The organism is Methanosarcina barkeri str. Wiesmoor, from assembly GCF_000969985.1.
GTDB classification, from domain to species: Archaea; Halobacteriota; Methanosarcinia; order Methanosarcinales; family Methanosarcinaceae; genus Methanosarcina; species Methanosarcina barkeri_B.
Window position 1 is genome coordinate 791,091 of record NZ_CP009526.1, and the last position, 25,753, is coordinate 816,843.

Annotated in this window: 25 protein-coding genes; 2 read left to right on the forward strand and 23 right to left on the reverse strand. The window is 35.8% G+C overall.

Annotated features, from left to right (window positions below):
- Positions 1 to 4: 4 nt before the first annotated feature.
- A complete protein-coding gene (locus MSBRW_RS03510) occupies positions 5 to 1,942 on the forward strand; it encodes a heavy metal translocating P-type ATPase (protein ID WP_011305380.1) in 1,938 nt (645 codons plus the stop codon).
- Positions 1,943 to 2,337: 395 nt separating this feature from the next.
- Here the strand turns inward: MSBRW_RS03510 and MSBRW_RS03515 are convergent, their stop codons facing one another.
- The 23 genes from MSBRW_RS03515 to MSBRW_RS03620 form a co-directional block, all read right to left on the reverse strand.
- Positions 2,338 to 2,778, reverse strand: a complete 441-nt coding sequence (locus tag MSBRW_RS03515; RefSeq protein WP_011305379.1) for a DUF2267 domain-containing protein — start codon at positions 2,776 to 2,778, stop codon at positions 2,338 to 2,340.
- A 369-nt stretch (positions 2,779 to 3,147) separates the two neighbouring features.
- Positions 3,148 to 3,738, reverse strand: a complete 591-nt coding sequence (locus tag MSBRW_RS03520) for a hypothetical protein (RefSeq protein ID WP_011305378.1) — start codon at positions 3,736 to 3,738, stop codon at positions 3,148 to 3,150.
- 146 nt (positions 3,739 to 3,884) lie between these two features.
- Positions 3,885 to 4,280 (reverse strand): PadR family transcriptional regulator, encoded by a 396-nt coding sequence (locus MSBRW_RS03525; protein ID WP_011305377.1) that lies wholly within the window; start codon positions 4,278 to 4,280, stop codon positions 3,885 to 3,887.
- A gap of 1,102 nt (positions 4,281 to 5,382) precedes the next feature.
- Positions 5,383 to 5,928, reverse strand: a complete 546-nt coding sequence (locus tag MSBRW_RS20755) for a gas vesicle protein (RefSeq protein WP_011305376.1) — start codon at positions 5,926 to 5,928, stop codon at positions 5,383 to 5,385.
- Entirely contained in the window at positions 5,925 to 6,728 is an 804-nt protein-coding gene (locus MSBRW_RS03535) for a GvpL/GvpF family gas vesicle protein (RefSeq protein WP_011305375.1), read from the reverse strand. The genes MSBRW_RS20755 and MSBRW_RS03535 overlap by 4 nt, the downstream gene beginning before the upstream one ends.
- A gap of 184 nt (positions 6,729 to 6,912) precedes the next feature.
- The gene (locus MSBRW_RS03540) at positions 6,913 to 7,284 is read right to left on the reverse strand and encodes a gas vesicle protein K (protein ID WP_011305374.1); all 372 of its coding nucleotides are present in this window, start codon (positions 7,282 to 7,284) and stop codon (positions 6,913 to 6,915) included.
- Entirely contained in the window at positions 7,268 to 7,957 is a 690-nt protein-coding gene (locus MSBRW_RS20095) for an Hsp20/alpha crystallin family protein (protein WP_011305373.1), read from the reverse strand. Before MSBRW_RS20095 ends, MSBRW_RS03540 begins: the two co-directional genes overlap by 17 nt.
- 82 nt (positions 7,958 to 8,039) lie before the next feature.
- Positions 8,040 to 8,456, reverse strand: coding sequence for a gas vesicle protein (locus MSBRW_RS24435; RefSeq protein ID WP_011305372.1), 417 nt, complete (start codon positions 8,454 to 8,456; stop codon positions 8,040 to 8,042).
- 295 nt (positions 8,457 to 8,751) lie between these two features.
- Positions 8,752 to 9,060 carry a hypothetical protein gene (locus tag MSBRW_RS03555; RefSeq protein WP_011305371.1) on the reverse strand — a complete coding sequence of 103 codons (309 nt, stop codon included), beginning with the start codon at positions 9,058 to 9,060 and terminating at the stop codon, positions 8,752 to 8,754.
- Positions 9,035 to 9,316 (reverse strand): gas vesicle protein GvpG, encoded by a 282-nt coding sequence (locus MSBRW_RS03560; RefSeq protein WP_155398100.1) that lies wholly within the window; start codon positions 9,314 to 9,316, stop codon positions 9,035 to 9,037. The genes MSBRW_RS03555 and MSBRW_RS03560 overlap by 26 nt, the downstream gene beginning before the upstream one ends.
- Positions 9,316 to 9,975 (reverse strand): GvpL/GvpF family gas vesicle protein, encoded by a 660-nt coding sequence (locus tag MSBRW_RS03565; RefSeq protein ID WP_011305369.1) that lies wholly within the window; start codon positions 9,973 to 9,975, stop codon positions 9,316 to 9,318. The genes MSBRW_RS03560 and MSBRW_RS03565 overlap by 1 nt, the downstream gene beginning before the upstream one ends.
- A 386-nt stretch (positions 9,976 to 10,361) precedes the next feature.
- Complete coding sequence (gene gvpO / locus MSBRW_RS03570; protein WP_011305368.1) at positions 10,362 to 10,706, reverse strand: gas vesicle protein GvpO; 345 nt, start codon at positions 10,704 to 10,706, stop codon at positions 10,362 to 10,364.
- Positions 10,707 to 10,886: 180 nt separating this feature from the next.
- The gene (gene gvpN / locus MSBRW_RS03575) at positions 10,887 to 12,200 is read right to left on the reverse strand and encodes a gas vesicle protein GvpN (protein WP_011305367.1); all 1,314 of its coding nucleotides are present in this window, start codon (positions 12,198 to 12,200) and stop codon (positions 10,887 to 10,889) included.
- Positions 12,201 to 12,873: 673 nt separating this feature from the next.
- Positions 12,874 to 13,185, reverse strand: a complete 312-nt coding sequence (locus MSBRW_RS03580) for a hypothetical protein (RefSeq protein ID WP_011305366.1) — start codon at positions 13,183 to 13,185, stop codon at positions 12,874 to 12,876.
- A 356-nt stretch (positions 13,186 to 13,541) separates the two neighbouring features.
- Positions 13,542 to 13,772 carry a gas vesicle protein GvpA gene (gvpA, locus tag MSBRW_RS03585; RefSeq protein ID WP_011305365.1) on the reverse strand — a complete coding sequence of 77 codons (231 nt, stop codon included), beginning with the start codon at positions 13,770 to 13,772 and terminating at the stop codon, positions 13,542 to 13,544.
- Positions 13,773 to 13,805: 33 nt separating this feature from the next.
- Positions 13,806 to 14,036, reverse strand: coding sequence for a gas vesicle protein GvpA (gvpA, locus tag MSBRW_RS03590; RefSeq protein WP_011305365.1), 231 nt, complete (start codon positions 14,034 to 14,036; stop codon positions 13,806 to 13,808).
- A 33-nt stretch (positions 14,037 to 14,069) separates the two neighbouring features.
- On the reverse strand, positions 14,070 to 14,300 hold the full coding sequence (gene gvpA / locus MSBRW_RS03595; RefSeq protein WP_011305365.1) for a gas vesicle protein GvpA: 231 nt from the start codon (positions 14,298 to 14,300) through the stop codon (positions 14,070 to 14,072).
- Between the two features lie 833 nt (positions 14,301 to 15,133).
- Positions 15,134 to 15,613 carry a hypothetical protein gene (locus tag MSBRW_RS03600; RefSeq protein WP_011305364.1) on the reverse strand — a complete coding sequence of 160 codons (480 nt, stop codon included), beginning with the start codon at positions 15,611 to 15,613 and terminating at the stop codon, positions 15,134 to 15,136.
- A gap of 253 nt (positions 15,614 to 15,866) precedes the next feature.
- On the reverse strand, positions 15,867 to 16,568 hold the full coding sequence (locus tag MSBRW_RS03605) for a transglutaminase-like domain-containing protein (protein WP_230669945.1): 702 nt from the start codon (positions 16,566 to 16,568) through the stop codon (positions 15,867 to 15,869).
- An 871-nt stretch (positions 16,569 to 17,439) separates the two neighbouring features.
- Positions 17,440 to 17,610, reverse strand: coding sequence for a ChaB family protein (locus MSBRW_RS20760; protein ID WP_011305362.1), 171 nt, complete (start codon positions 17,608 to 17,610; stop codon positions 17,440 to 17,442).
- Between the two features lie 588 nt (positions 17,611 to 18,198).
- Positions 18,199 to 18,459, reverse strand: coding sequence for a hypothetical protein (locus tag MSBRW_RS03610; protein ID WP_011305361.1), 261 nt, complete (start codon positions 18,457 to 18,459; stop codon positions 18,199 to 18,201).
- A 523-nt stretch (positions 18,460 to 18,982) separates the two neighbouring features.
- Positions 18,983 to 21,244: an amino acid permease gene (locus tag MSBRW_RS03615; RefSeq protein ID WP_011305360.1), complete on the reverse strand. Its 2,262-nt coding sequence runs from the start codon at positions 21,242 to 21,244 to the stop codon at positions 18,983 to 18,985.
- 2,299 nt (positions 21,245 to 23,543) lie between these two features.
- Positions 23,544 to 23,804 carry a hypothetical protein gene (locus MSBRW_RS03620; protein WP_011305359.1) on the reverse strand — a complete coding sequence of 87 codons (261 nt, stop codon included), beginning with the start codon at positions 23,802 to 23,804 and terminating at the stop codon, positions 23,544 to 23,546.
- Between the two features lie 321 nt (positions 23,805 to 24,125).
- On the opposite strand from MSBRW_RS03620, the gene MSBRW_RS03625 reads away from it, so the two are divergent.
- Positions 24,126 to 25,217 (forward strand): RNA-guided endonuclease TnpB family protein, encoded by a 1,092-nt coding sequence (locus MSBRW_RS03625; protein ID WP_048102392.1) that lies wholly within the window; start codon positions 24,126 to 24,128, stop codon positions 25,215 to 25,217.
- The last annotated feature ends 536 nt before the right edge of the window (positions 25,218 to 25,753 follow it).

A 25,753-nucleotide genomic window follows, 5' to 3' on the forward strand; every position in this document is an offset into this window, starting at 1 on the left:
TAATATGATGGACAACGCTTATAGTCGTACTAGAGGTTTTTGGAGTAGCATCCGTTATTTAATAACTCGTTATCAGGATTTTTTACTTGATCCTGGAACATTGTTTACTGTGGCAAGCGGAGTTTTGCTTATAATAGCGATAGCTGCTTATCCACAAAACATGCTGTCAGAAGGAAATAGCACGGGTGAAGGTAGCTGGTTATATTTACTATCCGCACTGGTTGGATCATCGTTTATATGGTGGTCTGCTTACCAGGGGATTAAAGAAAGGGACTTTACTGCTGATATCCCGGTTACTATCGCAACAATTGCTGCTATTGCCATCGGGCAGTATTCAGCTGCTGCAGTCGTAGCCGTACTTTTGCTTCTTGGGGGTATGCTGGAGGAACTTGTTTCTGCAAGAGCAGGAAAGGCACTCGAATCTCTGGCGAAACTATTGCCTGATAGAGTCACAGTCAGGCGTGATGGACATGATATTGTAGTATCTCTTGAGGAAGTTAAGGTAGGAGACACGATCCTGGTCAAGTCGGGAGAACGTATTGCTGTTGACGGAACTGTTATTTCAGGCACTGCTTCGGTAAATCAGGCTGCTATTACCGGAGAGAGTCTGCCAGTTGATAAACAGGAAGGAGATAACGTTTTTGCAGGTACTCTTAATGAAGTAGGCGCAATGGAAGTGCTGGCCACTAAAGTTGGAAGTGAAACAACCATTGGACAAATACATCGCTTGATTGAGGACGCGCAGATTCAAAAGCCAAAGATAGAGCGGCTCTTGAATAATCATGCTAAATTTTATACGCCTACTGCAATCATCTTAGGCGGCTTGCTCTGGTGGTGGAGTGGGGATCTGACACGAGCAATTACTATGTTAATTGTATTTTGTCCATGTGTGATGGTACTCGCTACACCTACGGCACTTGTGGCTTCGGTTGGCAACGCGGCGTTAAGAGGCAATCTTATTAAAAAAGGAGCTACGATAGAATCTATGGCCAGGATAGATACTGTTATTTTTGATAAGACAGGGACACTTACTCACGGTGAACCAAAACTTGCCAGCGTTATAGCATTGAACAACAATAAAGATGAAGACTTATTGTTATTGGCTGCAATTGCAGAGAAGTTCAGTGAGCATCCGCTTGGAAAAGCTGTTGTCAAAGCTGCTGAAGAAAAGGGGTTCTTAATACAGGATCCGGAATCATTTGAATCCATATCAGGAACCGGCATAAAGGTTAAAGCCAAAGGAAAAAGCATCTTTGTAGGTCGTCTGAAGCAAGCTTCTGAATTTAATATATCAATCTCTCATAAAGCTGAAGAAATCATTAAAAAACAATCTCAACTGGGCCGTAATGTAGTCATGATAGGAATTGATAACGAAATCGCAGGGTTGCTAACATTTGAGGATAGAATTAGGCCGGAGTCAAAAAAGTCCATTGAGAACCTTCATAAACTCGGAATAAAGACAATAATGATTACAGGAGACAGCAAAGTAGTTGCGGAACAGGCAGCTAAAACCCTTGGTATAAATGAAATATATGCTGAAGTAATGCCTCAGGAAAAAGTCGAAATTGTGAAACGTCTACAGCTTGAAGGTCATAAAATTATCTTTGTAGGCGATGGTGTTAATGATGGTCCGGCACTTGTCACGGCTGATGTAGGAATAGCTATGGGGCTTACAGGAACAGATGTGGCAATAGAGACAGCAGAAGTTGGACTATTATCCGATGATCTTTTAAAAATTCCATACCTTATAAGCGTATCCAAGAAGGCGATAAGCACTATCTGGCAAAACGTTGTATTTTCTCTTAGCGTCCTCTCAATGGCGGTTATATTGACTATACCGGGCATACTTACACCTGTAACAGGAGCATTATTACACGAACTCTCATCAATTCCAGTGATAATGAACTCAGCAAGATTAATTACATATAGTCCCAAAGATTGAGAATGAACACAAATTCTCTCAGGGCTATTTTTTATTTTTGAGCTGATCCCAAAAATCGATACTGCTTCTCTGAATATTATATCCTGGATTATCAATAGAGTTTAGGATCCTGAAAAATAATTCTGAAACTTTTACTGATATGGGTATAAAATTAGTTTTGGGATAAGCGCTCTCTGTATAAATCTTTTGTAAATCGATAGAGATGGATTTACTTAACTACTGAAGCCAATTCTAAACCTTCATTGTAAATACTTGAGATTCTGTAAAACATAAGATTTTCATGACGATATTTTACAAGAAAGTGATGGAAGAATAGAACTCTATAATAGATAAAAAAGGTTTTAAGAGACCCTAAGAGACCCCAAAGAAAAATTTCAGTTTAAATTCATGCGTTTTCATACTTTCGGCGCGATCTCTTCCGGGAACCATTCCTGAATCTCTTTTGGCATATTGAATTTTACATCCCGAAGTTCGCCTTCTCCCATGTGCCTGTACATGACCAGCAGGACAGCCTGAATAACTTCAGCCGGGTTTACATTCTCATCGAACTCAAACTGTGCGTGTACCCTTCTTGCAAACTCCTCTTTTTTGAATTTCTCGGGCTTATCCCTGAGAGTCCAGCCGTCATAATATATTCCTTTAATTATAAGGGGCAACTGTGAAGCAAGATCAACTGCTTCTTCTGCCGGAAGCCTGTCCCGGATCGCGTGCAATGTCCCTCTCAGAGCCTGATATGCACTATCCTTGCTCTGCCATTTCAACTGGGTCAGAATATCCTTGATCCATACATTGGTTAAGTCTATACTGTTGTCAAGATTCCTTACTCCCGTAGTCATTTCAATCCCCCACAGATTGAATAAATATCGTTAGACAATGGTATTGTTAGGCAATAAATGTCGTTCGGCAATAAGTATTGTTAGGCAATAAATATCGTTCGGCAATATGTATCGTTAGGCAATAAGCGTCGTAAGACAATGGTATTGTTAGGTAATAAGTATCGTTAGACAATGGTATTGTTAGGCAATAAGTATTGTTAGGCAATAAATATCGTTAGGCAATTAGATATCGTTTGACAGAATAAATTATGGGCTGTATTTATATAATAATATCTAAAAACAAAACTAGAAGAGGAATGTCCGGGGCACGGCCAGATTTCTGGATCAGGAACCGAAAAAATCTCAGGTTTTACAGACCAGCAAGGTATTTCAATGCTTTACCAAATCAAGAACTTCTATGTCGTCAGCCAATTTTGGAATTACGTTGTGTTCAGCTCCGATGAACAAAATTCCAGTTTCTTCGTCCTCCAGAGTTTTGTTTATCCTTGAAGCTATGTATGCATCTCTTTGTTCAAGCAAAAAACCTTTTTTAGCAATATATCTCTTTTTTGCCTCTTCCTTTTTTGCAGTGGAAGAGTCCTTTAACATATCAAGCAATAAATTACGCTCTTCAATCAGAAGCTCAGGATTTTCAGTGGCAACGATCCTGGCTCCCTTTGCCGCCATTTTTTCGATAATCTGATAATTTTTACTTCCGAGCTCTGCCGTACTGCGAATAATTTTAATTCCCATTTCCCCTTCACATGGTAAGCCATCCTGATAAATTCTAGTATGCTCAAGATCAAGGTTGAGCTGAAAAATTTCCTTTTCAAGTTCATTCCAGAATTTTTCAATAAGCTTCTGATTATTTTCCCATTTTTCTCTGCCAAATTTAGAAATAGCCATCTGTGTTAGTTCTTTACTTAAAGAACCCATATCTGCAGAGGTATGGACGATTCTTATATATACAAGCTTTCTCATGTTCCCACGCTATCTAAAGTTGTTTTACAGGAATCTTTTGCGTAGACCACGATCGGGATTCCAAATTATATTTCCATCTTGTCGAATCTTTAAAATCGACTCGTCAGGCTATACCTCACCTGAAAAATGGACATCATTATCCAATTTTATAGATCAGTTGGATTCTCAGATAATATATTGTCTATCCACTCTATAATATATTCAGCAGCTTCTTTAAATTCTCTTATTTGTTTATCAATTGACTGACTTCCATCTTCGGTAAGAATATAATATTTTGTTCTAAGATCGCCTTTTATGGTGTCAATTTCAAGCAAATTTTGATTTTTTAATGAGTACAATATAGAATATATTGCACTAGGGGATATGTAAACATGAAATCTATAAAAAATTTCTTTTGCAATATCTTGCCCAGACATCGAATTGTTCCTGATAATACAAAGTACTGCAATATTCAGATGTTTCTTTATTATGTATTCAATGTGAATATTTTGGGAATGTGATTCTCGAGTTTGAACTATAGGTTTCTCTTTTTCAGGATCCATTTCTTCACCTTAGTCGATGCCAAAATTGACATATACAATATTTTATAGTCTAATTGTCAAATTATTCTCGGGTCTAGTAACTTTATATCTTCTATTACATCGACTTTGAATCCCTAATTTGACCGAAACATCTGTTTTTGGTGTGTATAGATAGAGTTTAAGTTTATGTTTTCCTAAATAAAATTACAGTTCGATCTCGCTTTTTTTGATTTTTTTCTCTTTTTTTCCATTTTTCCGAAAGATTCTGTGTCGATGCAATACTTTTTTGTAAGTAAATACCCTACTTACCCGAATTTGACAGAAGCGTGGTTTTTGAATGTTTGAAGGGGCTTCAAGCTTCGTTTTCTTTAATACAATCTAGGTAGTGTAGCGAATCGGCTGTAAATTCAAAGTCAAGTTTTTCCTCATTGTGTGAAAGTAGGTTCTTTTGAAACAGTGCATTCTTCTAGGAAACCCTTGAGATTTGTGATTTTACAGAAAACTAACATGATATTCTTTGAATAGCATGCACAACCAATGAAAGTGCTTGCAGATGGCAGCATTTTCGTGCTAAATCAACATACTGCTTGATCCAAGGATTTTACGGATTTCAAATATGTTTTAGTAGGCTTATTTACTTTATATAAGTTTTTAAATAATTTTTATTCCTGCACTTGATTTTTTCATATTATTATTCAGGTCAATTGCTTGATTAAGTCTGAGTTTTTATTAATCAATTCTAAATCTATGACCAAATATTGCAATATATATCATCAAGGAGTCACAAAAAGACTCCAAAGTCGCAGACAAGCTTTTTAAATATGTTTAACCTATCCTATATATAATCTCTTATTAAATAAATTACTCAAAAGCGATACTATTTTACAAAGTTTGTAAATTAATCACTATATATGAATATTGAAAAACATATTTATAAATTCTAAACTAAAGTTGTTTTATAATTTAAAAGCCACGCTTAATTCTTTACTAAATGTTGCTATATCTTTCAGTACCAATTTCTGGCAGTTTTGTGAATTTTCTATAAATTCAAATTAAGTAACGGCGCAATCTATTCAGTTTAACCTGCAGCAGGATATGCAGGCTCAACTTTGATTCAGTTGAATTACTCACTATAAATTCCGCTTATTAGTGTGTCATAAACTGATTCAATATTTACTGAATGTAAACTGAGTACACTGTCATTGTTAATCTTGATACACAATTCTTTCCTTTCTTTTTCCTCGTGAACGTTTGTGACGAGAACGACTTCCTGTATGTCTTTTAGTTCGACTTCGTACAATATCTTATTAAAGGCCTTGTGCCAGCCAAAAATTCTGCGATTTGTCAAATACATATAACCGTAATTCCAGGCTTTCCCCTGGTTCTGAGAATAGGAACCAAAAAAATTCATCTTCGTTTCTTCCTCCGCCATAAGAGTTGGCGAAGTCACTCTATGTTCGAGTGCCCAGGCTCTTGTACTCTGGTCAAACTGCTCAAATACGCCGTATTCAAGCATTGTTTCAATTCCAGCAGCTAATAGTTTGAGACTCAAACCTATCAGAGGCACACCTGCAACTGTGATCAGAACATCGGCGTTTAGAACGAGTCCTTTGTTAAGTAACCTATCCAGAAGTTCCACTAAGGAATCTTGTTCACGTTCCGGCATCATGTATGTTCGAAATCCTTTTTGAGATCAATAAAGCTATAAGGTGCCCAGGGTCCTGTAAACCTGACTGCAAAACCTTCACGTTCATTTATTTGTTCAAGAACATTCCCTAAATTTTCAACATTTTCATTAGATACAAGGCAGGAAAGTGTAATCACAGATTTTTTGCCCTTGAATTTCTCTGGAACATTGGATTTTTTTTCTTCAGGAACCATCTCTTTTACATTCTCGTGAATAGCTCTCCCAAATTCTGCCCCAAGTTTTGAAAGTTCCTTTGTTATTGCTTGATCTCGCCGAATATCAAACTGTTTCTGAAGAATGTAGCCTTTTCCTTTTGACATTCCTTGAATTTTTGCATTCAATGCTTGAAGTTCATGACTGTCTTTGAGAACCTTTTCAGCAAGAATTTTCGGATCATAAAAAATTTGGACTAAATACTCTGCAGTATCATTTAATTTCTCAAGTTCAGTTTTAAAGGGTTCATAGTTTTTCTGCAGCCAGGATCTTATGGTTTCGTCATTTCCAAGTGCAACACACCCAAAAGAAAATGGAAGTAATGTACCAAATTTTTCAGTCATCTTGTCGATAGCATAGTTATGAGTGAATACCCATTCTTTTGCCTGCTGTTCGTCCTTTGCTGGTTCAGGTTTCTTTTCTGAGAAATGGACAGCTGCAGCAATGTCTTTATAAATAATTGTATACACAGGATTGTCGTTAATCCCAATCGTTCCCAGGTTCTGTTCAGTAGCTGTATTGAGAATTGCGTAAACATAAAGGCAGTTCTCCTGCTCTGTTTCGTTCATTTTTATCGGCTTCCCCAATCCACCCTATTGGATTTATAAATTTAACAATTACCTCGTCTACTACCTTATCAAGTTCGTCTCTCATAGAATAAACACAATGTTCAAGTTCATTGTCAGTTTTTATCACCCTCAAATACTTCGTTCAGATCCGAATTGTATTAATTCCACTTGGTTCCAGGCTTTATTAGTGGCTGTATTGAGAATCGAGTACAGGTAAAGTGTGTTCTTCGTCGTTTAGTTCGCCTTTTTTGACTTCTTCAGCCCACCATCTCGGGTTTAAGAATTTATCGACTACATCATCTACAACTTGATCAAGTCCTTCTCGTACAGAAGCAACACAGTTTTCAAGTGCATTATCTTCTTTTATTCTCTCAAGTGCTTCATGCAGGTCCGAAAGAGCCTCTCCTAGCCTTTCAATCTCTTCATCGCTCAAAGATTCATTTTCTATTCTCAATAATGCTTGTCTTTCAAGTAAGTCCTGAATAATCTCGACAAGAGCTACAACAAGGCCCAATAATCCTTTCTTTAAATTGTCTTCATCAATTGTGATCGTCATTGTTTTCCCTTTTTATCTTAAGCTGAAGTACCCCGTTTTTGTAGCTTTTCTCTTCGATAGATCCCGATTTACACGGCAACGATATTTTCTTACTATAGACACCGGCAGAAATATACAGAGTATCGCCTTGAATTTCTATGTTTATGTCTTTCTCTTCTACATCAGGAATTTGGGCTATTACATAAACAAAATCCTGTTTTTCAAATACATCAAAAATCGGTCCAGTTGGCTCTGGAGCTTCTACTGTTACGTTTTTTATATCTCTTGAAACTCTGCCTGTAATTTTAGAAGAGTCATTTCTGGAAGACATAGGTCTTATGGACAGTCCATAGCTCACTACTGGCTTGCTGCTCCAGCCAGTTTCGAGCCTGTGCTTTATTTCCATATCTGTTTCAGCAATTCTCTGTCTGAATTCTGGGGAACTATTTTCAAGAATCTTTACGATTTTCCCGAAGCCTGGAATTGATCCCACGATATCTCCTACAAAGCTGGGATGTTCGTTATCTGTAGCTTTGTTCTCTTTTTCTCCAAGCTTCTGTTCAAGTTCTTTAATTCTATTCCCCAGATCCTGGATTTTAGTTTCCAGGTCTTCAGCTTTCATATCACTTTTTGTTTCCTTCTCATCGTTATTTGTTTCCTTCTCACCGTTGTCCTTTTTATCACCATTACACATTGATAGATCTCTCCCAGTTACTCGAATTATAATTCTTTAAGGAAAGTGAGCTGTATAAAACACTAAACTGGCAGCAATGTCTCTACTGTTGATTTTCTTCCTCAAGTGTGGAGTTTCTGTCTTGATCAATCTCGATGTAACTTGCAGGGATTATTGCCCGTTTTTTCTTAGAAAGTGGACTTGTCCATCCGCAAATTGGGCATCCTTTCTCGATTAAAAGCTTCTCCTCCCTTCGATTTCCACATTCCGGACAGTAAGCATAGGCTTCGTGTACTTTCTCCCATGCCGGGGTATCAATATTTGTTCCCGAAGGGAACTCGAGACCATATTTTGCTGCAGTTTCAAAGGATGCCAGAGTAGCTGTAATTTTAACTCCAAGAAGCTCAGTTCCCGCGATAGATACTGAAATATCAGCGTTCAGTACAAGTCCTTTATCCAGAATCCTATCTATTACATCCGCAAGTCCGCCGGTTTCCCTGACAACACTTCCGTTGCTCATATTCTTCCTCCATTCATAGTATTTCCTCAATTGATTATCTCAGGGACTTTTTTATATCTCCAGGATTTACGCAGTTGAACTGAGAAATCAGTAGCATTAAATCTTTGACTGTTTTAATTTTTAATTAAAACTACAACCTTTTTATCATAATTGATTTTGTATTTCAAGGGTGTAAGTCCTATACTGAGTATCAGTTCCACTACAGCTGGTCGTCATCAATCAAAAGTCTCGAAGATATTGAAGGATCTTTATTTTTTATAGATCGTAATCATTTAACCGAAGGCAAACGAAACGCTTATTTTCTTTTTTTTAAGTGGCGTGTTACAGGGCTCTTGATCAAAAGTTTAGGGTAAAGTTTTAGAGTGCGGAAGTCACTGGGTTTTGTATCAATCGTGATATTGTAACTATACTCAGCTTTCGAGCTAAAAGGCCCATTAGTTTTGCCTGATCCGGATTTTTGATTAATTTTTTGATTATCCATTTCCTCAAGTAGTTTTAGAAAATTGTATAATCCGGAAGGTTTTTCTTCGGCTTTTATCGATTTTGAATTCTCTTTTTCTTTTCCATGCGATAGTTTATCAGGACAAGATGTCGGTTCTGACATTGAGATTCGTCTCCAGAACTCTTTCTGCAAATTTTAGTTGTCTCATAAGATCGGTTTTCCTTTCATCATATTCTTCTTTTGAGAGCTCGTCAAACTCGTAGAGCATTTGGTTTTCTTTGATCTTGTTTTTAATTTTATCAACATTGTACAATTCTTTATAAGCAAAGTCCTTTATTATTTCAATGTTTGAAATAAGATCGAGTCCAGGGATTTCAATTCCTAACATCCTTAAAAAAAGATCATCAAAGAAAAACATTACCTGAAACCACCCTTTTTATTAGATAAAATATGTATATCTACAAAGTTATAGGGAGGCCAGGGCCCACTATATTGAAATTTATACTCAGGATATTTTAGTTTAAGCTTTTCAACTTCATCTGAAAAATCCTGAATTTTTTCCTTATCTACAAGATAGGAAGTATTCATCAAAAGACGGGAACTGAAAAGGTTAAGGTCCTTCAAATGAGAAGCGATTTCCCCAAGCCTTTCGATTGATTCGGCCTTACATTGTTCCATTTTTTGATTGTCTATTTTAGTGTCTTTTGGCAAAAGAATTTTTATCCCGAGTTCAACTTTATTATCCACGATTGTAATGGCTTTTTTAATAGCTTTTTTTCCGGCCCGCATGGATACTTCGATCAATTTCTTGTTTTTAAAAACCATTCCATACGCTACCGGAATAATACTACATTGTTTCATTACTTCATTGACAACATTTTGATGAACATTTATTTCCTCTTCATTATCAATCTCGTATTTTTTGAAGGGTTCATTGCTCACGACAGGACAAAAATCATTGCAAGCCAGTGTGAATACCTCATGTCCTTGAAAACCTATATTACCAAAATTTATAGCTTCCTCTGGGGATTTGATTATGCAATAGACATATTTACTATTTTCAGGAGCTGTCTTCATCGAATCTCCCTTCCAGATCTTCTAGAGCAATTTTCAAATATTTATTCAAAACTTTGTTTTCTATACGTATCAGAATTCAGTTTATAGCAAGCTCTAAGTACGTCGAAATCTCTTTTAACTGCGTTAAGGATTTCACCCATACACGAAATTGCTTACAATAACACAAGCATCGCCTACCCACATCTTTTTTGGTTACCTTGTAGCATATTCATTATTCAGGTTTAATGGCAATCATTGCAATTCATTTGTACTTGGTAAGGTACACTATGTCTAAACATCGTTATTTATGCTAATTTATAAGAAAGATATCGGAAAATTTATACAAATATACTTAAATTTTATATATGGTAATTATTAATCAATGGTAGATCTACTAAATTCTACTTTTAGTTATCATCTTGTGTAAACATGTCAGATCTGCGCCGCATCCCTATTTTATTATAATCTATTATGTCCATATTTGAGTTAAGTTTCATTTCATAAATGCTCAGTATATCCTGTGAGTCGGGAATTGATTTTCGTTCAAGGACCTCAACAAGGAGTTTAAGTATACCATCCTCTCTGGACATACTTACAACCCCCTCAGCTTTCTTTCTAGTGATACCTTCTATCATTAATGTTGCTTTATTAAGATCTTCAATTAGTGAACTTATTTTAATTCCATCTTCCTTTACATTAGCGTTCATTTCCTCTCCTTTATCTCTAATTTTTTTTCCCCTGTTTACTTCCATACCAATTCTCCCATACTTTTTCTGAGTCTTTTGTCCCTGAATTCAGGATGTGCCTGTATTTTTCTAAGCCTCCGGCTCTTGATTTTTAAGTATGCCTCTTTTATTTCGTCGAATACCCGTTAGCTTACTGCGGATGCGCCAGCACAGTTTTGATTGTTCCTGCAAGTGTTTTGAAAACATTTATGCAAGTTCTGAAACTGCTTTATCTACGAGCTTCTCTGTCTTAATCACCGATGCCGAATCTTGCTTCTTATTATTACTCTCTGGGGCTGCTTTGCTTACAGTTTTTTCTGCCTTGACTACTGGTGTTGGATCTTGCTTCTTATTAATCGCAGGAGCTTTTTTACTTACAGTTTTTTCTGTCTTGACTACCGGTGCTGGATCTCGCTTCTTATTACTCTCCGGGGTCGTTTTATCTACGGGTTTCTCGGTCTTATGTATTTCAGCTTTGGAATTCTCTTTTTCAGAATTAAGTTCTAAAATAACTTCATTTACAAGCTTCTCTTTCTTAAGAAGTTCCGCATTGGAACTTGTTTTTGTTGCAATAACATCGACAAACAATTGATCAAAATAATCTTTTGTATTGCCGTTCAGTTTTTTCATAGCTTTTCCAACCATAATACCAGACCTGATTCCAGGTTTCTGGATATCATCAGTCTGATCCCTTATCTTCCTGATAACAGATACGATTTTTTCAGTCTCTTTCTCAGACAGACCTGTATGCTCTTTTACTATCTGAGCCTCGGTTTCAAAGCTATAATAGTCCATGTATATACCCACCATTCGATCCAGTAAAGCATCCTGAGGAACATGAACTCCTGCATATTCAATTGAATTACTTGTCAGAATTGCCCTGAAATCTGGATGCACTTTTATGTATTTTTCCCCACCAAACCTGGCTGGTAATTCAAGGATTCCTTCCTCAAAAACCGAAAGTAAAACATTGTTTGCAATTGGTTTTGCTCTGGAAAACTCATTATATATGAGGGTATATCCGTACTTACATGCAATAGCCAGAGGATTATCAATCCATTCGGGCTTTATAATATCCGAGCTTTTAAAAACGTTATGAATATAATTATCTCTTATCGATTCCTGCTTGATTTGAGCATATCCACCTATGAGATCCTTTGTTGTAAGTGACTCATCCCCGTTAATCCATATAACAGGGCGTCCGAGTTCTTTTGCAATATGTACGGCAAGGCTTGTTTTTCCACAGCCTGTAGGGCCAATTAAATGCACGGGATATCCAACTTTTATCCACAATTTTATTCTTTCACTTAATTTCTGGATTTCAGTATTATTTATAAAATATTCCATTTCAGGAACAAGATACTTTTTTTCTTCAGAGCAGTTTTTCAAATCTACACTGGATGAAAGTGGTTCCTTTATAGGTTTCAGATCCTCATTGTTTGATTCCTGTTTTGTCTCCTCCAAGGTTTTGTGAATAGGTTTACCCCTTACTACTCTCTGGTGCGTTGCTTTATATTTCATTTTTCTTTCCTCTTTTTTGTAATTACAGTCATCAATATTTGTTTTATATCGGGTTACTACCTTGTGTTTTGAGGCAAAAACACAGTTTTTAAAACTAATAAATCTAATATTGTGGAAGTGTAGTCGAATAATCTGTATTATAATGAATATAAAATTTCAAAAGACTGTTTCTCCATTGTTTCTTACGGACAATCTTCCATCAACGGTCATCTCTTACTCGTACAGTTTTTTATTACCCGTACAAAAAGCAAAGAGCCACAGATCTTTTGAAAATTGTCTTCGGTTAAGACGTAAAGTGCCAGAGGGGCGATTTGTCTCCTCTTTAAATTGGGTGTAAAACAGTAAACTGTATATGTGGAAATGTAAGTAAGAAAGTGAAAGTCCTAGAGTAATAACACAAGTAAAAAAGTGATATAACTTTTTTACAGTGTAATGGAAATATCCTTATTTTCAGAATGCTTACCACCAAATCTAAAGAGTATATTTTAATTTGATTGTTTACTTTGGAATTGACAAGTTCCTTTAGGAACTATTACAAAATCATGGTCTGGATGATGAACTCCAAAATCTTAAAATATGCTTTAGGTAGAGCTATTGAATATGTTATTTGGCGTGGATCCTAACCGAATACAAATGGATTTCTTGTATTTTTTAAATTATTTGCATCCTAAAGTTATCCATAGAATTCTTTGGTATAAAGTTCGATTTCATTCTGGAGTCCTTTTATCTCGGATTCCAAATTATGAACTTCATCTCTCATCCAGTTTGATTTCTGCTCAAAAATTTTAATTTCTTCATCGATTTCTTTCTTGATCTCTGTAACTCCAGTTTGAATCTGTACGACTCCAGTTTGGAACTGAATGGCTTCTTCCTTACATTCCGATTGAAGTTGCATTACTGAAGAATTAATCTTTGAGACTGCATCTCTTTGTTCCAGTGCCTTAGTACTTATATCCTTATTTAGATCCGCAACGCTCTTGTGCATGTTTTCGACTCCTTTTTTTATACATATCGGTTTCTGGCTTATTTTTGAAAAAATACAGAAATGCTTTTATTATGTATGATTTATACATACTATTGGGCCAGTTCCAAAATCTAGTGATTTTTAATTTTGTGTTCATCACTAGACTTTGGAACTGAGTTGTAATATTCCATGTGTTTTATGAACAAACTGTATCAAAATCGCATTTAATTTTATTATTGGAATAAAGCATTCTACTACAAGGTTAATTTATAAATAAAATTTAGAGTAATTTTTTTCTGAGTTTAATGTTAACAATGCTCATTATCCAACTCTCGAAATAGGTCGATTTTTGATACAATCTTTTCATTTTTTAGAAATTATGCTGCAATTGCTGGTTTTTCCTCTCTTGCAGCAATTTCGATTTTTGTAATCTCTTCTGCATAGTGCAGGAATGTATCAACAGATGCGACAACAACTCTTGCTTCAATGGCCAGTATTTCAATGCCAACAAGCGAGACTCTTGCCCATGTGTCAACCACTATGCCTTTGTCGAGAATTCTGTCAAGCACTTCTGCTAGACTGGAACTGTCTGGACTCTGTGAAACCATTTATATCACGTTCAGTTTTTATTTTTTTAGAAATTATGCTGCAATTGCTGGTTTTTCCTCTCTTGCAGCAATTTCGATTTTTGTAATCTCTTCTGCATAGTGCAGGAATGTATCAACAGATGCGACAACAACTCTTGCTTCAATGGCCAGTATTTCAATGCCAACAAGCGAGACTCTTGCCCATGTGTCAACCACTATGCCTTTGTCGAGAATTCTGTCAAGCACTTCTGCTAGACTTGAACTGTCTGGACTCTGTGATACCATTTTTACCACTTTCAGTTTTTATTTTTTTAGAAATTATGCTGCAATTGCTGGTTTTTCCTCTCTTGCAGCAATTTCGATTTTTGTAATCTCTTCTGCATAGTGCAGGAATGTGTCAACAGATGCGACAACAACTCTTGCTTCAATGGCCAGTATTTCAATGCCAACAAGCGAGACTCTTGCCCATGTGTCAACCACTATGCCTTTGTCAAGAATTCTGTCAAGCACTTCTGCTAGACTTGAACTGTCTGGACTCTGTGATACCATTATTTACTCACCATCCATAATCTAATTTTTATACATTTGTGAGTTAGAGCGAAGATTTCATCTCTGATGGAATCGACATATTTCGGCATTACTTGTATCTAAAATTGCCTCTTTATATCTCAAAAAATCCAGTAAGACGAAATACCACTTCTCTAAATCTCTACAAATTTTGTTCGTTTTTACTAGAGTAAATCCATAACGGTATACCTTACTATGGTTTCTCCTCTTTATATACTTTAGTATGTAATATATTTTGTTTTAAAAAACATATTAAATAAATATACCTATTTTAATTAGAAAATTATTCTAAATTTCTATACTAATTTTGTTTCAAAAATAACATTTTTTTTCAAATTGTATGAAAAAATAGTTTCCCATATTTTCTAAAAGATTAAAACTTATGTGATAATCCCAAATATACCACTTATATCTTAACGCTCTTATCTATTTATATATATAATAATCATAGTATTTAATTTTCGTAAGTAGTCAGCTTGGATAAGACAACATCACTAATTATCTTTATTAAGATTTAATAGGCAAACTTCTTTGAGATGATTTTCTTTAATTTTCGGTTGATCAGGTTGTGCCTCATTAACTGTTAGGTATTTTATCTTTGAATACTCCTTGTTTATCTGCACCTGCTTCCCAAGCTTACATGCATATCGGAAACTAATAGTTGTATAAAGCAGAAAATAAAATTGAATACTAATATGTGAAGATTCAGAAAAATTTCAACTGACTATGGGTATCATCCAAAGTCAAATAACTTATTTTGAGTAAGTTGAATAGTTTTTAAAAAAGTTAATTTAAGGGATAGTTTACTCCAATTATTATACGCTTCTACTCTCAGTTATAGCCTCTTTTGCGTGGCTTATATTGCTCTCCTTATATGACATCTCGTCAAAATCTCCGCGCAAAGCTTTAAGTGCATATTTTTCCAGATCTATTTCCTGTCTAGTACGGAAGCCAAATCTCCTTAGTATAGATACAGGAGGGCACCAGCCCTGCACAGCATACTGGAGCAGACAGGTTGAAGCTATTGTGGGCAAAATAAGCCATATTTTGCTTCTTTTTAAGCCAAGTATTATTCCAATTAAAGAAACAGTAGATGCGCGAATTTCAATAATACGTCCTATATCCCACTCTTTGTCAAGCTCTTCAATCCTTTTGCCTATTTCATAGTCGGTCTTGCTTGCATAAAACCTGACCATTGCAGCTATCTCTGTGTCTATTGCCTGATTAATCTCAGGAGGTGTATTAGCCCGTACCCTATCTCCTCTTATGAGTTCACTATAATTGCTCACTTCCATAAAATTCCCCCTCTTAATCATCCTTTCTCAATGTGTAATCAGACCGGAATTGCCTTTTACTAAAAGAGGGTAGGGGTACACGAATATAAAGTTAATCAGAATAACTTAGTTTCAGGACTTGGTTATTAAACGAAAAAGAAGTGAACACACTTTTTCCATATTTTTGTTTGTTTTCTGAGATATTACGAGGAAAAAATAGATTTTTACATATTAAGAATGGATTCCTTTTGGGAATCCTCACTTATCTCCTGTTTCATACCTCGATTAGTCCATTGGGGTAATAAATTACCTCTGCTCCTTTAAAGTATATGCCTCCAGGATGTCTGTATCCATTTGACCCGCTCCAGTCAAAATTCAGCCAGTACTGAAGTTTCTCATCTTTAAGTTCTCTGCCTGAGTACCAGATATTTTCAGCATAGTAATATCTGCTCTGTACATACCTGAGAATTTCAGATGCAGTTTCCTTGCTATCTCCTATGTAAAGTTCAGGATAGGCATGTCCGTAGCTCTCGTTTGTTACAGTAACGACTCTTGTATTGAACCCCATATTTTTTAAAAGGGCAGACATGACTATGGAATAGTCGTCACAGTCCCCCTTATAACCTTCATTTATAGTCTGAGAGGCATCGAAGAAAAACTCGCCGTTTTTTTCATAACGATACTCCCAATGCTTGTTCACATAATCAAAAACATCACAGGCGTCCTTAATATTGTATCCTGAGGTTTTTCCAGTTATATTGAAAACTTCGGATGTGATTTTCTCATTTTCTGACCCAATACCTCTCTGAAAATTAATGGACAATAGCCTGTATTCCCTGGGATAGACGACGTTTGTTTTTTCTTCATGATAAGTCGGAACTTCTGGTATCTCAGGAGAAGTTGAATCATCCAGGTATACGGAGCTCTCATTCTTTTCTGTCTTATTTTGGTCTCCCAGTCCTGTCTCATCAGACAAAGGGTTATCCGTCCTATTGGGTGTTAAATTCTGTAAATCCTTTGCCAGATCTTCAGAGTTCAGACCTGAAACAGGAATATTATCGGCGGCGGTAGGATATATACATCCGGAAGCAAATGCAAAAATAAGAAGGAGACTTAATAATTTAAAAAAATTCGTCCTGATCACTTTGTCGACTTCCTGGATCAATATAATTGAAATTAAATGCAGTGCAAAGAAGGTATTAAATTTATATATTGCAGATTTGTAGCTATAAACCTGCAATGTATAAATTTGTAAGCTATTTAACTTTTAGAAAAAGCTTTGAAGTATAAACTTCTAAGCCATAATTTGTAACAATGGCTTATAAGCCTGAACTTATAAGCTTGAACTGATAAGCTACAAACTTTCTAAATTTAAACTGTTTAAGACTATGGCATAATGACTGAGAGCAAGTACTTCTAAAGCGAGAACTGAAAAAGTTTAGCCTTCCCTTTTCCTTTTCAAAAATATCCCGCATTTACAGTAGTCCAATCCTTCACAGTATTTGCCTCCTTTCTGGAAATGTGGACATGAATCACGGTATTTGCATTTAGTGTTTATTATAAGGGATAGTATATTCATTTTTACACCTTCCCACCTATAATAAATACTCCATCCAAATATTTAAAATGTAATGTCTATTGTTTCTTCTCTTTTAGTATCTCCCCGTCGTTCGGAAGGTTCTTTATACTCTTCCTTGCACCTTCCCATCTATAATAAATACTCCATCCAAATATTTAAAATGTAATGTCTATTGTTTCTTCTCTTTTAGTATCTCCCCGTCGTTCGGAAGGTTCTTTATACTCTTCCTTGCACCTTCCCATCTATAATAAATACTCCATCCAAATATTTAAAATGTAATGTCTATTGTTTCTTCTCTTTTAGTATCTCCCCGTCGTTCGGAAGGTTCTTCATACTCTTCCCAGGCGCTGTTGAAAGCTTCCCTGTAAATATCCTGTCCGCGCTCCTGCAGTTTTTCCCTAACCAGTGTCGGCAGTTCAGAGTTCGTTTTATACGGCATTTATTCCCCTTTAAATATGGAGATTATTTTAAAAGGACTGTGTATAAAACCTGGCTAAATCATTATGCTCTTCCTGAGACACGTGTCAACAAGGTTTTCAGGTATATTTTAACGATTGAATATTTCACTTGTCTCTCACTTATCTCTCACTCAAAACAGCTTAGATACGGGGGTACGAAAAACTAGACTATGTGTAAAAGATGTCTCATACAATTAAATTAAACTAAACTAAATTAAACTAAATTAACCTAAATTAACCTAAATTAACCTAAATTAACCTAAATTAACCTAAATTAACCTAAATTAAACTATATTAAATTAAATTATATTAAATTAAATTATATTAAATTAAACTAAATTAAATTACATTAAATTAAATCAAATTATATTAAATTAATCTGGATAAAATAAAATAAAATAAAATAAAATAAAAATAATATAATTTGATATAAATATTATACTATTTTATTTTTCCGATACTACTACAGGTTTAATAGAAATGCAATGAAAATAACACATTTTCTTTAGATTGTGTTTTGACCGAACACAAATTGTCTATTTTTACTGGTTTTTACCTGTGAGTTCATGCTAGCATATGGCCACTGAAGGCTTTTTAATGCTGTTATTCTCTCTGGTATTCCCGGAAGTGGTCTCGGTTATTCTGAAATACGGTAATCCTTTGATGGCCAGATGGGCCATAGCGTCTTCAATATCCAGAGCAGGTTCCTTAATTTTTTCCGGGCTTGCTATGGCGTTGAGCAGCTCTGCAAGGGCAGGACTGTTCGAATTCCACGTGCCATCGCTCCGGGTTTCGGCTTTAAAAATTTGCCATTCGATTTTAACTGACATAGTGCTCCCCCTATCAAATGTGTATTGTCCATTTGGACTTCGCACTTAAAAAAACAAAAGCTATTAATTATCAAATTTAATTATTTTTATAAGCTTTTGCCTAGAATGTTATATTACTCTTATATTGACCTTCTATATATAGCTCGACTTTCTAACTAAAAATCTAAACTTTTGAGACTGAAACGATAGACGGAAAACGGTTTACATGTTCAAAAACTTACAACTTTGCAGATTCGAGACCTGGGTTTAGCGGGTTAAGTTGTTCAGCGTCAGCTTTTGCCCAGGCACCATTTTTCACTGCTACAAGCTTCTTCAAAAAAGGCTTGACCGAAAAACGTCAACTATGCCAAAGCGAAGGCCTTATAGTATCGAGTAAAAGCCTCTTGCTGTCGATCCCACGCGATTGTCGAGAAAGACTGCGTGGCAATGTACAAGTACCTCGCCTTTTCCCAATCTAATAGTAGAGTTTTCCATCTAGAATTTTCCATCTCACTTCATGGGACCGGATATGAACTGAATTCTTTTAAGCCAAAACTGCTGATTTATCTGAGTTTAGTTTGACCTCTTTTCCTCTGAGTCTTGCATATATTTTGCGGGCGTGCTTTTTAACCAGATAATTAAAGCTTTCTTTTGAGATCGGTTTTGATTTCTTGACTACCACTATAGGTTTCTTAGAATGCTTGGCAATCCTCTGCGATAGAGTCCCAAGTAAAGAAATCTTAAATCTTTCACTTGAGTCGCCAATGATTGTCAGGTCATTGTTGTTTGAAGCCTCCAGTAGAGCATCTTCTATGGAATATTTCTCCAGTACTCTAAAACTAACAGGTATGGAACTTATTTTTTTAACGAGGCTTTCAAGTTCATCAGTAATTTTCTGCCTGTTTTCCTGGGCTTCATCAGGGCTAATGATACTGATAATTTCTATTCCAGCGCCTGTGTTTACAGCCAGTTTTTCTGCGAGAGAGAGACCGTAGATCGAGTTTTCTTTACCATTATACCCTACAAGGATTTTGTTAATGCTGTCAGGCAGATGTCCCTTTAATAACGCGATTGGACTTTTTGAGGACAGGAGAACCTGGTTTGTAACACCATGTGAATACTCGAATCTCTTTGGCTCGTGCCATCCCATAATAATCATATCTGCATGCTCAATTTCAGCCTGCTCCAGAATTGAGTTTGATATGTTGTGGTCAAAGGCAGCAATATATTCTCTTTTATGCCCGAGAATTGCAGGATAATTCTCGAATTCTTCTTTGAAACGGCAGTCCATTTCTATCTTTTTCTCATGATAGGCTTCTTGAGCTAACTTTAAGTTTGTTTGATCCGGAACCTCGATAACGTGGAGGCAAATTATCTCGCTCCCCATAAAATCTGCCAGTTTCAAAAGGTCACGCTCATGTTTCTGGTTGGAGATCGGAACAAGAACTTTAACCAGGGGAACAGGTTCTATTTCCTTTTTTTCAACAGTATTCTCCAGCAAGTCGAATAAGTTATATTCTGGGACGGCTTTGCCCCTTCCGTAGAATGAGTACCAGCCAATTCCAGCAAAAATCATCATTATGGTGAAAAGAAGAGGTAGCCCACCAAGCAGGGGAAGCAGTACTATGCTCCCAACGATCCCGAAGATTTGTGTATAGGGGAAAAACGGGTCGCGAAAAGTGGGTTCATATCCTGGCAGGTTTCTTTTTCTGAGGATTATCACTGCCATATTTAGTAGGATAAATATCAAAATATTAAAAGCTCCACCCAGTCTTGCAAGCTCCTCTATGTCAAACAGGAATAAAAGCAAGACCATAACTATTCCTGTTACAAGTATAGCGTTATGAGGAGTTTCAAATTTTTGATGGATAAGGACAAACCATTCCGGCATAAGTGCATCCCTGCTCATGGCAAAAGGAAATCTGGAAGATGATAATATAGCGCCGTTGGCTGTGGAAAGGGTAGCAAGCAGCGCACTCAGGGATATTGCTATTCTTCCGGATTCTCCTGCCAGTAGACCTGCAATATCGGCCAGGGGAGTAATTGATTTTCCGGTTACTTGAGGATCAGAGAACCCTACAACTACTGCCATTGTGCTAACGTAAAATAAGGTTACTACAACGGCTGATGCGATAAACGCCAGGGGCAGGGTTTTTGATGGATTTTTTACTTCCTCGGACACTGCGGCAGCTTCTGCAAGCCCAAGATAGGATATAAAAATAACTCCTGCTGTCGTGATTATCGATGTACCCCCGTAAGATGTAGCAGGTGAAAGGTTAGCCGGATTAACCATAAAAGATACTCGGGCTATGAAGAGAGCCAGGATTACCAGCAAAAAGATCACAATAAAGTTCTGCAGTGAACCGCTGCTTTTTGCCCCACGATAGTTAATCACTAACAGGATCACGCCGGTTGCAGCTGCTACGAAATATAGGGGCAGGGGATAGAAGATCTGAGCGTATTCTGCAAGACCGATGAGTGCAAATGTGCCCTTGAAAATTAAGGCCAGCCAGGAGCCAAGGCCGATTATTGCACCAAGTGCAGCTCCCATCGTCCTGCTGATATAGTAATAGCTGCCTCCTGCCAGGGGCATGCCGGTTGCCAGCTCTGACATGCTGATGGCTGTGGCTATTGAAATAAGCCCACCAAGCAGAAAAGAGATTATTGCTCCAGAACCCGCATCTGCTAAAGCAATTCCCGGAAGAACGAATATCCCAGCTCCAATCATAGTGCCGGTGCCGATTGCAAAAGTTGAGAAAAAGCCAAGGCTACATCCCAACCTTTCAGTCGTTTCAACTGATGCCATTTTTTTTTCTCCGTCTGTTACAGGGCTTTCAAACCGGTAAATCCGTCTTTATTTAAATCTTCAGATCACTTTTACTTTGACAATACTGAACGTAAATTTCACTATTATACGTCCAGGCAAGCAACAGGGTTTTTCAATTCCTGTTGAACTGGATCTGCCTTTTGAATGAAATAGCTTCGAAACAAGTGTTTTGAAACAAGTGTTTTTCTTCTGCAGTACGGTTTCAATGTCTTTTTAGTTGAACGGCTTCAATGTCTTTTTATTTAAGCTTCCTTTTTAATTATTTAAAAAATAATGCAGCTCGCTCTTGATTAAGGCATTTCAATTCATATTTTAGTGAATTTTGTTTTCGAATAGTACATATATCTATCCGTCGAGTGGTATATTTCTTAGCCTGCAATTCTCATTTGCTAAAAGTGATAAAAGGAATAAGGAAATTTGAAACAGTATAGGAGAATATGAAAAGTAATAGAAAATTGTCTCAGTTTCTATTCAGAGAGTTCTATCTGTGAATATATTAACAAGATTTTTTATTAACAAGACTTTTTATTAACAAGATTTTTAAGTTGCATTAACCGCAGGCAGAGAAACGGATAATGACAGTTTGTACATTATCAGAGGTAAGTATGATAAAGTGAATATATAAAAAGTGAAAACGTATTGATTTATACATAACATTGATCTATATCTAGCATTGATTTACACGTAGCATTGACTTGCATATAGCGTCGATTTATACATACCATCTGCATACGCAATATCATTTAGTTAAGGGTTAACACATCGTTATTGGGCGGATATAATGCAAAGTAATGATCTTATTAAAGAGCAGATACTACAGTTAAAAATTGAAATCGCGCAATTAGAAGCCGAAGTTAATAAACTACAGATTTCGATAAATGAAAAAAAATACGCTTTGAATAGGTTATCTGAACTATTAGAGATACGAGGAGTAACCTTAAACGACAATAAATAAATATATTAAAATTGTTTATTGTCAAAAATAGGATTCTTATGTTTTAACCCGATTTATATATAATATTTTAAAAGTTCTACAGATCTAAAGTTCTGCAGATAGTTTCTGGATTTTTCAAATTCTTCATTTATTCTGCACAAGCGGCTTTTGGTCTAAAGCGGTTTTTCGATGACAATCGTGCTAGAAGGAGGTCTAATTTGTCCTTTAAGCTCTTTATCTTTTCATCCTGATCTTCAACCAGTATATATGAAAGTCAAGCATTAGATCCGCATGTAAACAGAGAAAGGTTTAGAGACGAATGGCTTGAATAAAAAATGAGTGAATAGGATTCAAAAAGAGCAACAGACGACGGAAATAAATCCTTAACCGATGACGAATAATATGCTTTTATATGTGTACTTCTTTGGTTTTCTCTCACCAGATAATACCTACTGAGGTCATTTTAAAATCTCTATCCATAATTGAGTTCTATAATCTATTTTTTTCAGATTAGGATTATCGGGGTTCAGGTAGTTCACTAACTCAAGCAATTAATCTAATTCCTCTAGTTATTAATCGAACTTCTCATAAATTTATCTGGTATACCGAGTTTTCTTAATTTCCTCTCTTACTACTCACTTTCCGCAGTAAATTTTTGTAAATTCATATTTTTACTGCTAGCGATTTTCAATCAAATGTAGATTTATTGGACTTTTTTTCTTTCAATAACTCCTCAGGCATTTTATTGGCAAAATTGACAAGTTTTTTCAATGATTATAAGTACATTATTTTTGGCAAAATCGGGAAATTCTTTCAATGATTATGAGTACGATATTTTAGTTTTACTTTTTGCATTTATCCCACTTTCCGCAGTAAATTTTTGTAAATTCATATTTTTACTGCTATTGATTTTCAATCAAACATGGATTTATTGGACTTTTATGCAGTAGGTAAAAGCAACGATGTGGTGTATTTAGAGACCAAAAACGATATCATTCAATTTTTCACCAAATACCATTAAAAATCCAAATTATTTACTCTGTTCCAAAAACGCTATCATGAAAAATATTGATTTTCAAAAAAATACTGCGGAATGTAGGTTACTACAGGCCAGCCAGTATTTTAGTTTTAGTATATTTTGCTCGCGATTTGGCACGCCTGAGAAAATTAAATTAAATATTAAGAGGCTGAAAAGGCAGTATAAGTGAAGAAAATATCTAAAGTAATAAAAAACATAAAATGTAAAAAAGCAAAAAACAGCTGAAAGCAAAAAATAAAGAATTTAGGTTGATATATATTAAGTTTTTATTTTCCACTTGCTAATTTGCTCTTCACGCCATTTCTCTATTGCTTTCCAGATGGGCAGAGGATCAATGCCATGAACTTTGATATATTCATTCGCATGTACTCATTCATATTTCCGTCTACGTAGCGTAATGTAGCCTGATCGGGCTGCAGCCTTGCTCCTGTAGGTATTGCTGCAGGGTTTATGCAAACTTCTGCACAGTAGCGCCATTCGTCCTCACCACCTGTTGGTTCTATCCTGAATGGCTTTCCGCAGTTCGGACAGACGCCAAACATTGTCTTGCCTTCTTTCTGGTTCATAATTCCCCCCTATGACTGAAAAAATTCCCATTAATCTAAATATTGCATAGAAATTTATATGTCCCATTTTATATATCCATTTTGTCTAGTTGTCAACATTTTCTATTATTGTTTTTGCTCGTGAACTCTCATAATTATCTTTATATTTCTCCTGAATAATTTAAGTCTGAGGTGTGAAGTCCCCTTCCTCGACAGCTTCCGTTGAGAACCGGAAGTTGCAGGTGGGGGATGAAAGCCGTCAACTTCAAAGAATATTCTTTAACAAAAATTATTTATTTTTTTTAAACCCTATTACTCTCGGATGTTAAAAGCCTATACCGAATCTACCCCAACAAAGATCAGAAACGACTTATAAAAGTTCATTTTGGAGCTTGTAGATTTGTTTATAATTGGGCTTTAGAACAGAAAATAAAAACTTATGAACAATACAATAAATCCATCTCACGGTTTGACTTACAACGAATTTTAGTCCACGAAGTAAAACCTGCTAATGAATGGTTGAAAGAAGCTAATTCTCAAGCTTTGTTGGCATGCTTAGTAAATGTAAAATCCGCGTTTACCAGATTTTTCAGAGAAAAAACTGGATTTCCCAGATTCAAATCTAAGAAAAATTCTGTTCAATCATATCAAATGCCACAACATTATACCGTAAATTTTGAAAAGAGTCTTGTAAAACTTCCTAAGATTGGTGAAGTTAAAGCAATTCTTCACAGGCGGTTTGAAGGCACTCTGAAAACAGCAACCATATCAAAGACCTGCACTGGAAAATACTATATCAGTATTCTTGTTGAAGATGGAAAAGAACTTCCTGCAAAACAGGATTTTTCAGAATCTACTACAATAGGCATAGATGTAGGAATTAAGGATTTTGCAGTTCTTTCTACAGGTGAAAAGGTTGAAAACCCTAAATACTTGAAAAACTCTCTTAACCGGTTGAAAGTCCTGCAAAAAAGAGTAAGTAGAAAGGTTAAAGGTTCTAAAAATCGAGATAAAGCCAGACTGTTACTTTCAAAACTCCACGAAAAAATTAGCAATCAGAGGAACGATTTCCAGCATAAACTCTCTTCTAAACTTATCAGCGAGAACCAAGCTATTGCGTTGGAAACTCTGAATGTAAAAAGTATGCAGAAAAATCATTGTTTAGCTCAGTCTATAAGTGATTCTGCATGGAGTAGCTTTGTTATAAAATTAGAATACAAAGCAGAATGGTTAGGGAAAACTATCCTGAGAATTGGACAGTTTGAACCCTCATCTAAACTTTGTAGTGTTTGCGGATATTATAATTTAGATTTGACATTAAAAGATAGAGAATGGGAATGTCCTGATTGTAATACAAAACATGATAGGGACATTAATGCTGCAATCAATATCAAAAAATTCTCACTTCAAGATCAAAATTTTATAGTTATTTGACACCTACGGAACGCGGGGAAGGGCTTGGGGACTTGTTCTCAAAAGAGAAAGGAATGAACCAGGAAACTTCTCCCTCGAAACGGAGCCGAAAGGCGAAGAATTCAGGGAGAGGTAGTTCACGTCTCTATTTTTATAGGCATTCCTTGCGAATAGAAATTTCAGCTATCTAATTCTCTGAATAATGTAGCAAATTCTGATCGAACATAGAGATCTGAAAATGCAGAGAACGCAGAGTGTGTAAAAAAATTAAAAATATATACATACTAAAGAAAATGGAAAACTTAAAGCTGGATAAAACCAACTATACAAAATTGAAAACTGTGTTTATTTCTCCCTTTATGCTTTATTATACTTTATTATACTTTATCATACTTTATTAGTTTCATAAATTTGCTAATTTTATTGTAATTCGAGTATTTCCAAGCAAAAAGCTTACAGCTGAAGAACAAAGTTGCTACACAGATAGACATAAACAACAATGCACATACTGAGGTTTGTATTTCGATTGGTGACGTCTTAGTTGCTCCTTTTTGTCT

Bases quoted from the DNA above. Each gene is read 5' to 3' on its own strand.
- MSBRW_RS03510 (WP_011305380.1), top strand. From the start codon at position 5: ATGATGGACAACGCTTATAGTCGTACTAGAGGTTTTTGGAGTAGCATC.
- MSBRW_RS03515 (WP_011305379.1), bottom strand. From the start codon at position 2,778: ATGACTACGGGAGTAAGGAATCTTGACAACAGTATAGACTTAACCAAT.
- MSBRW_RS03520 (WP_011305378.1), bottom strand. From the start codon at position 3,738: ATGAGAAAGCTTGTATATATAAGAATCGTCCATACCTCTGCAGATATG.
- MSBRW_RS03525 (WP_011305377.1), bottom strand. From the start codon at position 4,280: ATGGATCCTGAAAAAGAGAAACCTATAGTTCAAACTCGAGAATCACAT.
- MSBRW_RS20755 (WP_011305376.1), bottom strand. From the start codon at position 5,928: ATGATGCCGGAACGTGAACAAGATTCCTTAGTGGAACTTCTGGATAGG.
- MSBRW_RS03535 (WP_011305375.1), bottom strand. From the start codon at position 6,728: ATGAACGAAACAGAGCAGGAGAACTGCCTTTATGTTTACGCAATTCTC.
- MSBRW_RS03540 (WP_011305374.1), bottom strand. From the start codon at position 7,284: ATGACGATCACAATTGATGAAGACAATTTAAAGAAAGGATTATTGGGC.
- MSBRW_RS20095 (WP_011305373.1), bottom strand. From the start codon at position 7,957: ATGTGTAATGGTGATAAAAAGGACAACGGTGAGAAGGAAACAAATAAC.
- MSBRW_RS24435 (WP_011305372.1), bottom strand. From the start codon at position 8,456: ATGAGCAACGGAAGTGTTGTCAGGGAAACCGGCGGACTTGCGGATGTA.
- MSBRW_RS03555 (WP_011305371.1), bottom strand. From the start codon at position 9,060: ATGTCAGAACCGACATCTTGTCCTGATAAACTATCGCATGGAAAAGAA.
- MSBRW_RS03560 (WP_155398100.1), bottom strand. From the start codon at position 9,316: ATGTTTTTCTTTGATGATCTTTTTTTAAGGATGTTAGGAATTGAAATC.
- MSBRW_RS03565 (WP_011305369.1), bottom strand. From the start codon at position 9,975: ATGAAGACAGCTCCTGAAAATAGTAAATATGTCTATTGCATAATCAAA.
- gvpO (WP_011305368.1), bottom strand. From the start codon at position 10,706: ATGGAAGTAAACAGGGGAAAAAAAATTAGAGATAAAGGAGAGGAAATG.
- gvpN (WP_011305367.1), bottom strand. From the start codon at position 12,200: ATGAAATATAAAGCAACGCACCAGAGAGTAGTAAGGGGTAAACCTATT.
- MSBRW_RS03580 (WP_011305366.1), bottom strand. From the start codon at position 13,185: ATGCACAAGAGCGTTGCGGATCTAAATAAGGATATAAGTACTAAGGCA.
- gvpA (WP_011305365.1), bottom strand. From the start codon at position 13,772: ATGGTTTCACAGAGTCCAGACAGTTCCAGTCTAGCAGAAGTGCTTGAC.
- gvpA (WP_011305365.1), bottom strand. From the start codon at position 14,036: ATGGTATCACAGAGTCCAGACAGTTCAAGTCTAGCAGAAGTGCTTGAC.
- gvpA (WP_011305365.1), bottom strand. From the start codon at position 14,300: ATGGTATCACAGAGTCCAGACAGTTCAAGTCTAGCAGAAGTGCTTGAC.
- MSBRW_RS03600 (WP_011305364.1), bottom strand. From the start codon at position 15,613: ATGGAAGTGAGCAATTATAGTGAACTCATAAGAGGAGATAGGGTACGG.
- MSBRW_RS20760 (WP_011305362.1), bottom strand. From the start codon at position 17,610: ATGCCGTATAAAACGAACTCTGAACTGCCGACACTGGTTAGGGAAAAA.
- MSBRW_RS03610 (WP_011305361.1), bottom strand. From the start codon at position 18,459: ATGTCAGTTAAAATCGAATGGCAAATTTTTAAAGCCGAAACCCGGAGC.
- MSBRW_RS03615 (WP_011305360.1), bottom strand. From the start codon at position 21,244: ATGGCATCAGTTGAAACGACTGAAAGGTTGGGATGTAGCCTTGGCTTT.
- MSBRW_RS03620 (WP_011305359.1), bottom strand. From the start codon at position 23,804: ATGAACCAGAAAGAAGGCAAGACAATGTTTGGCGTCTGTCCGAACTGC.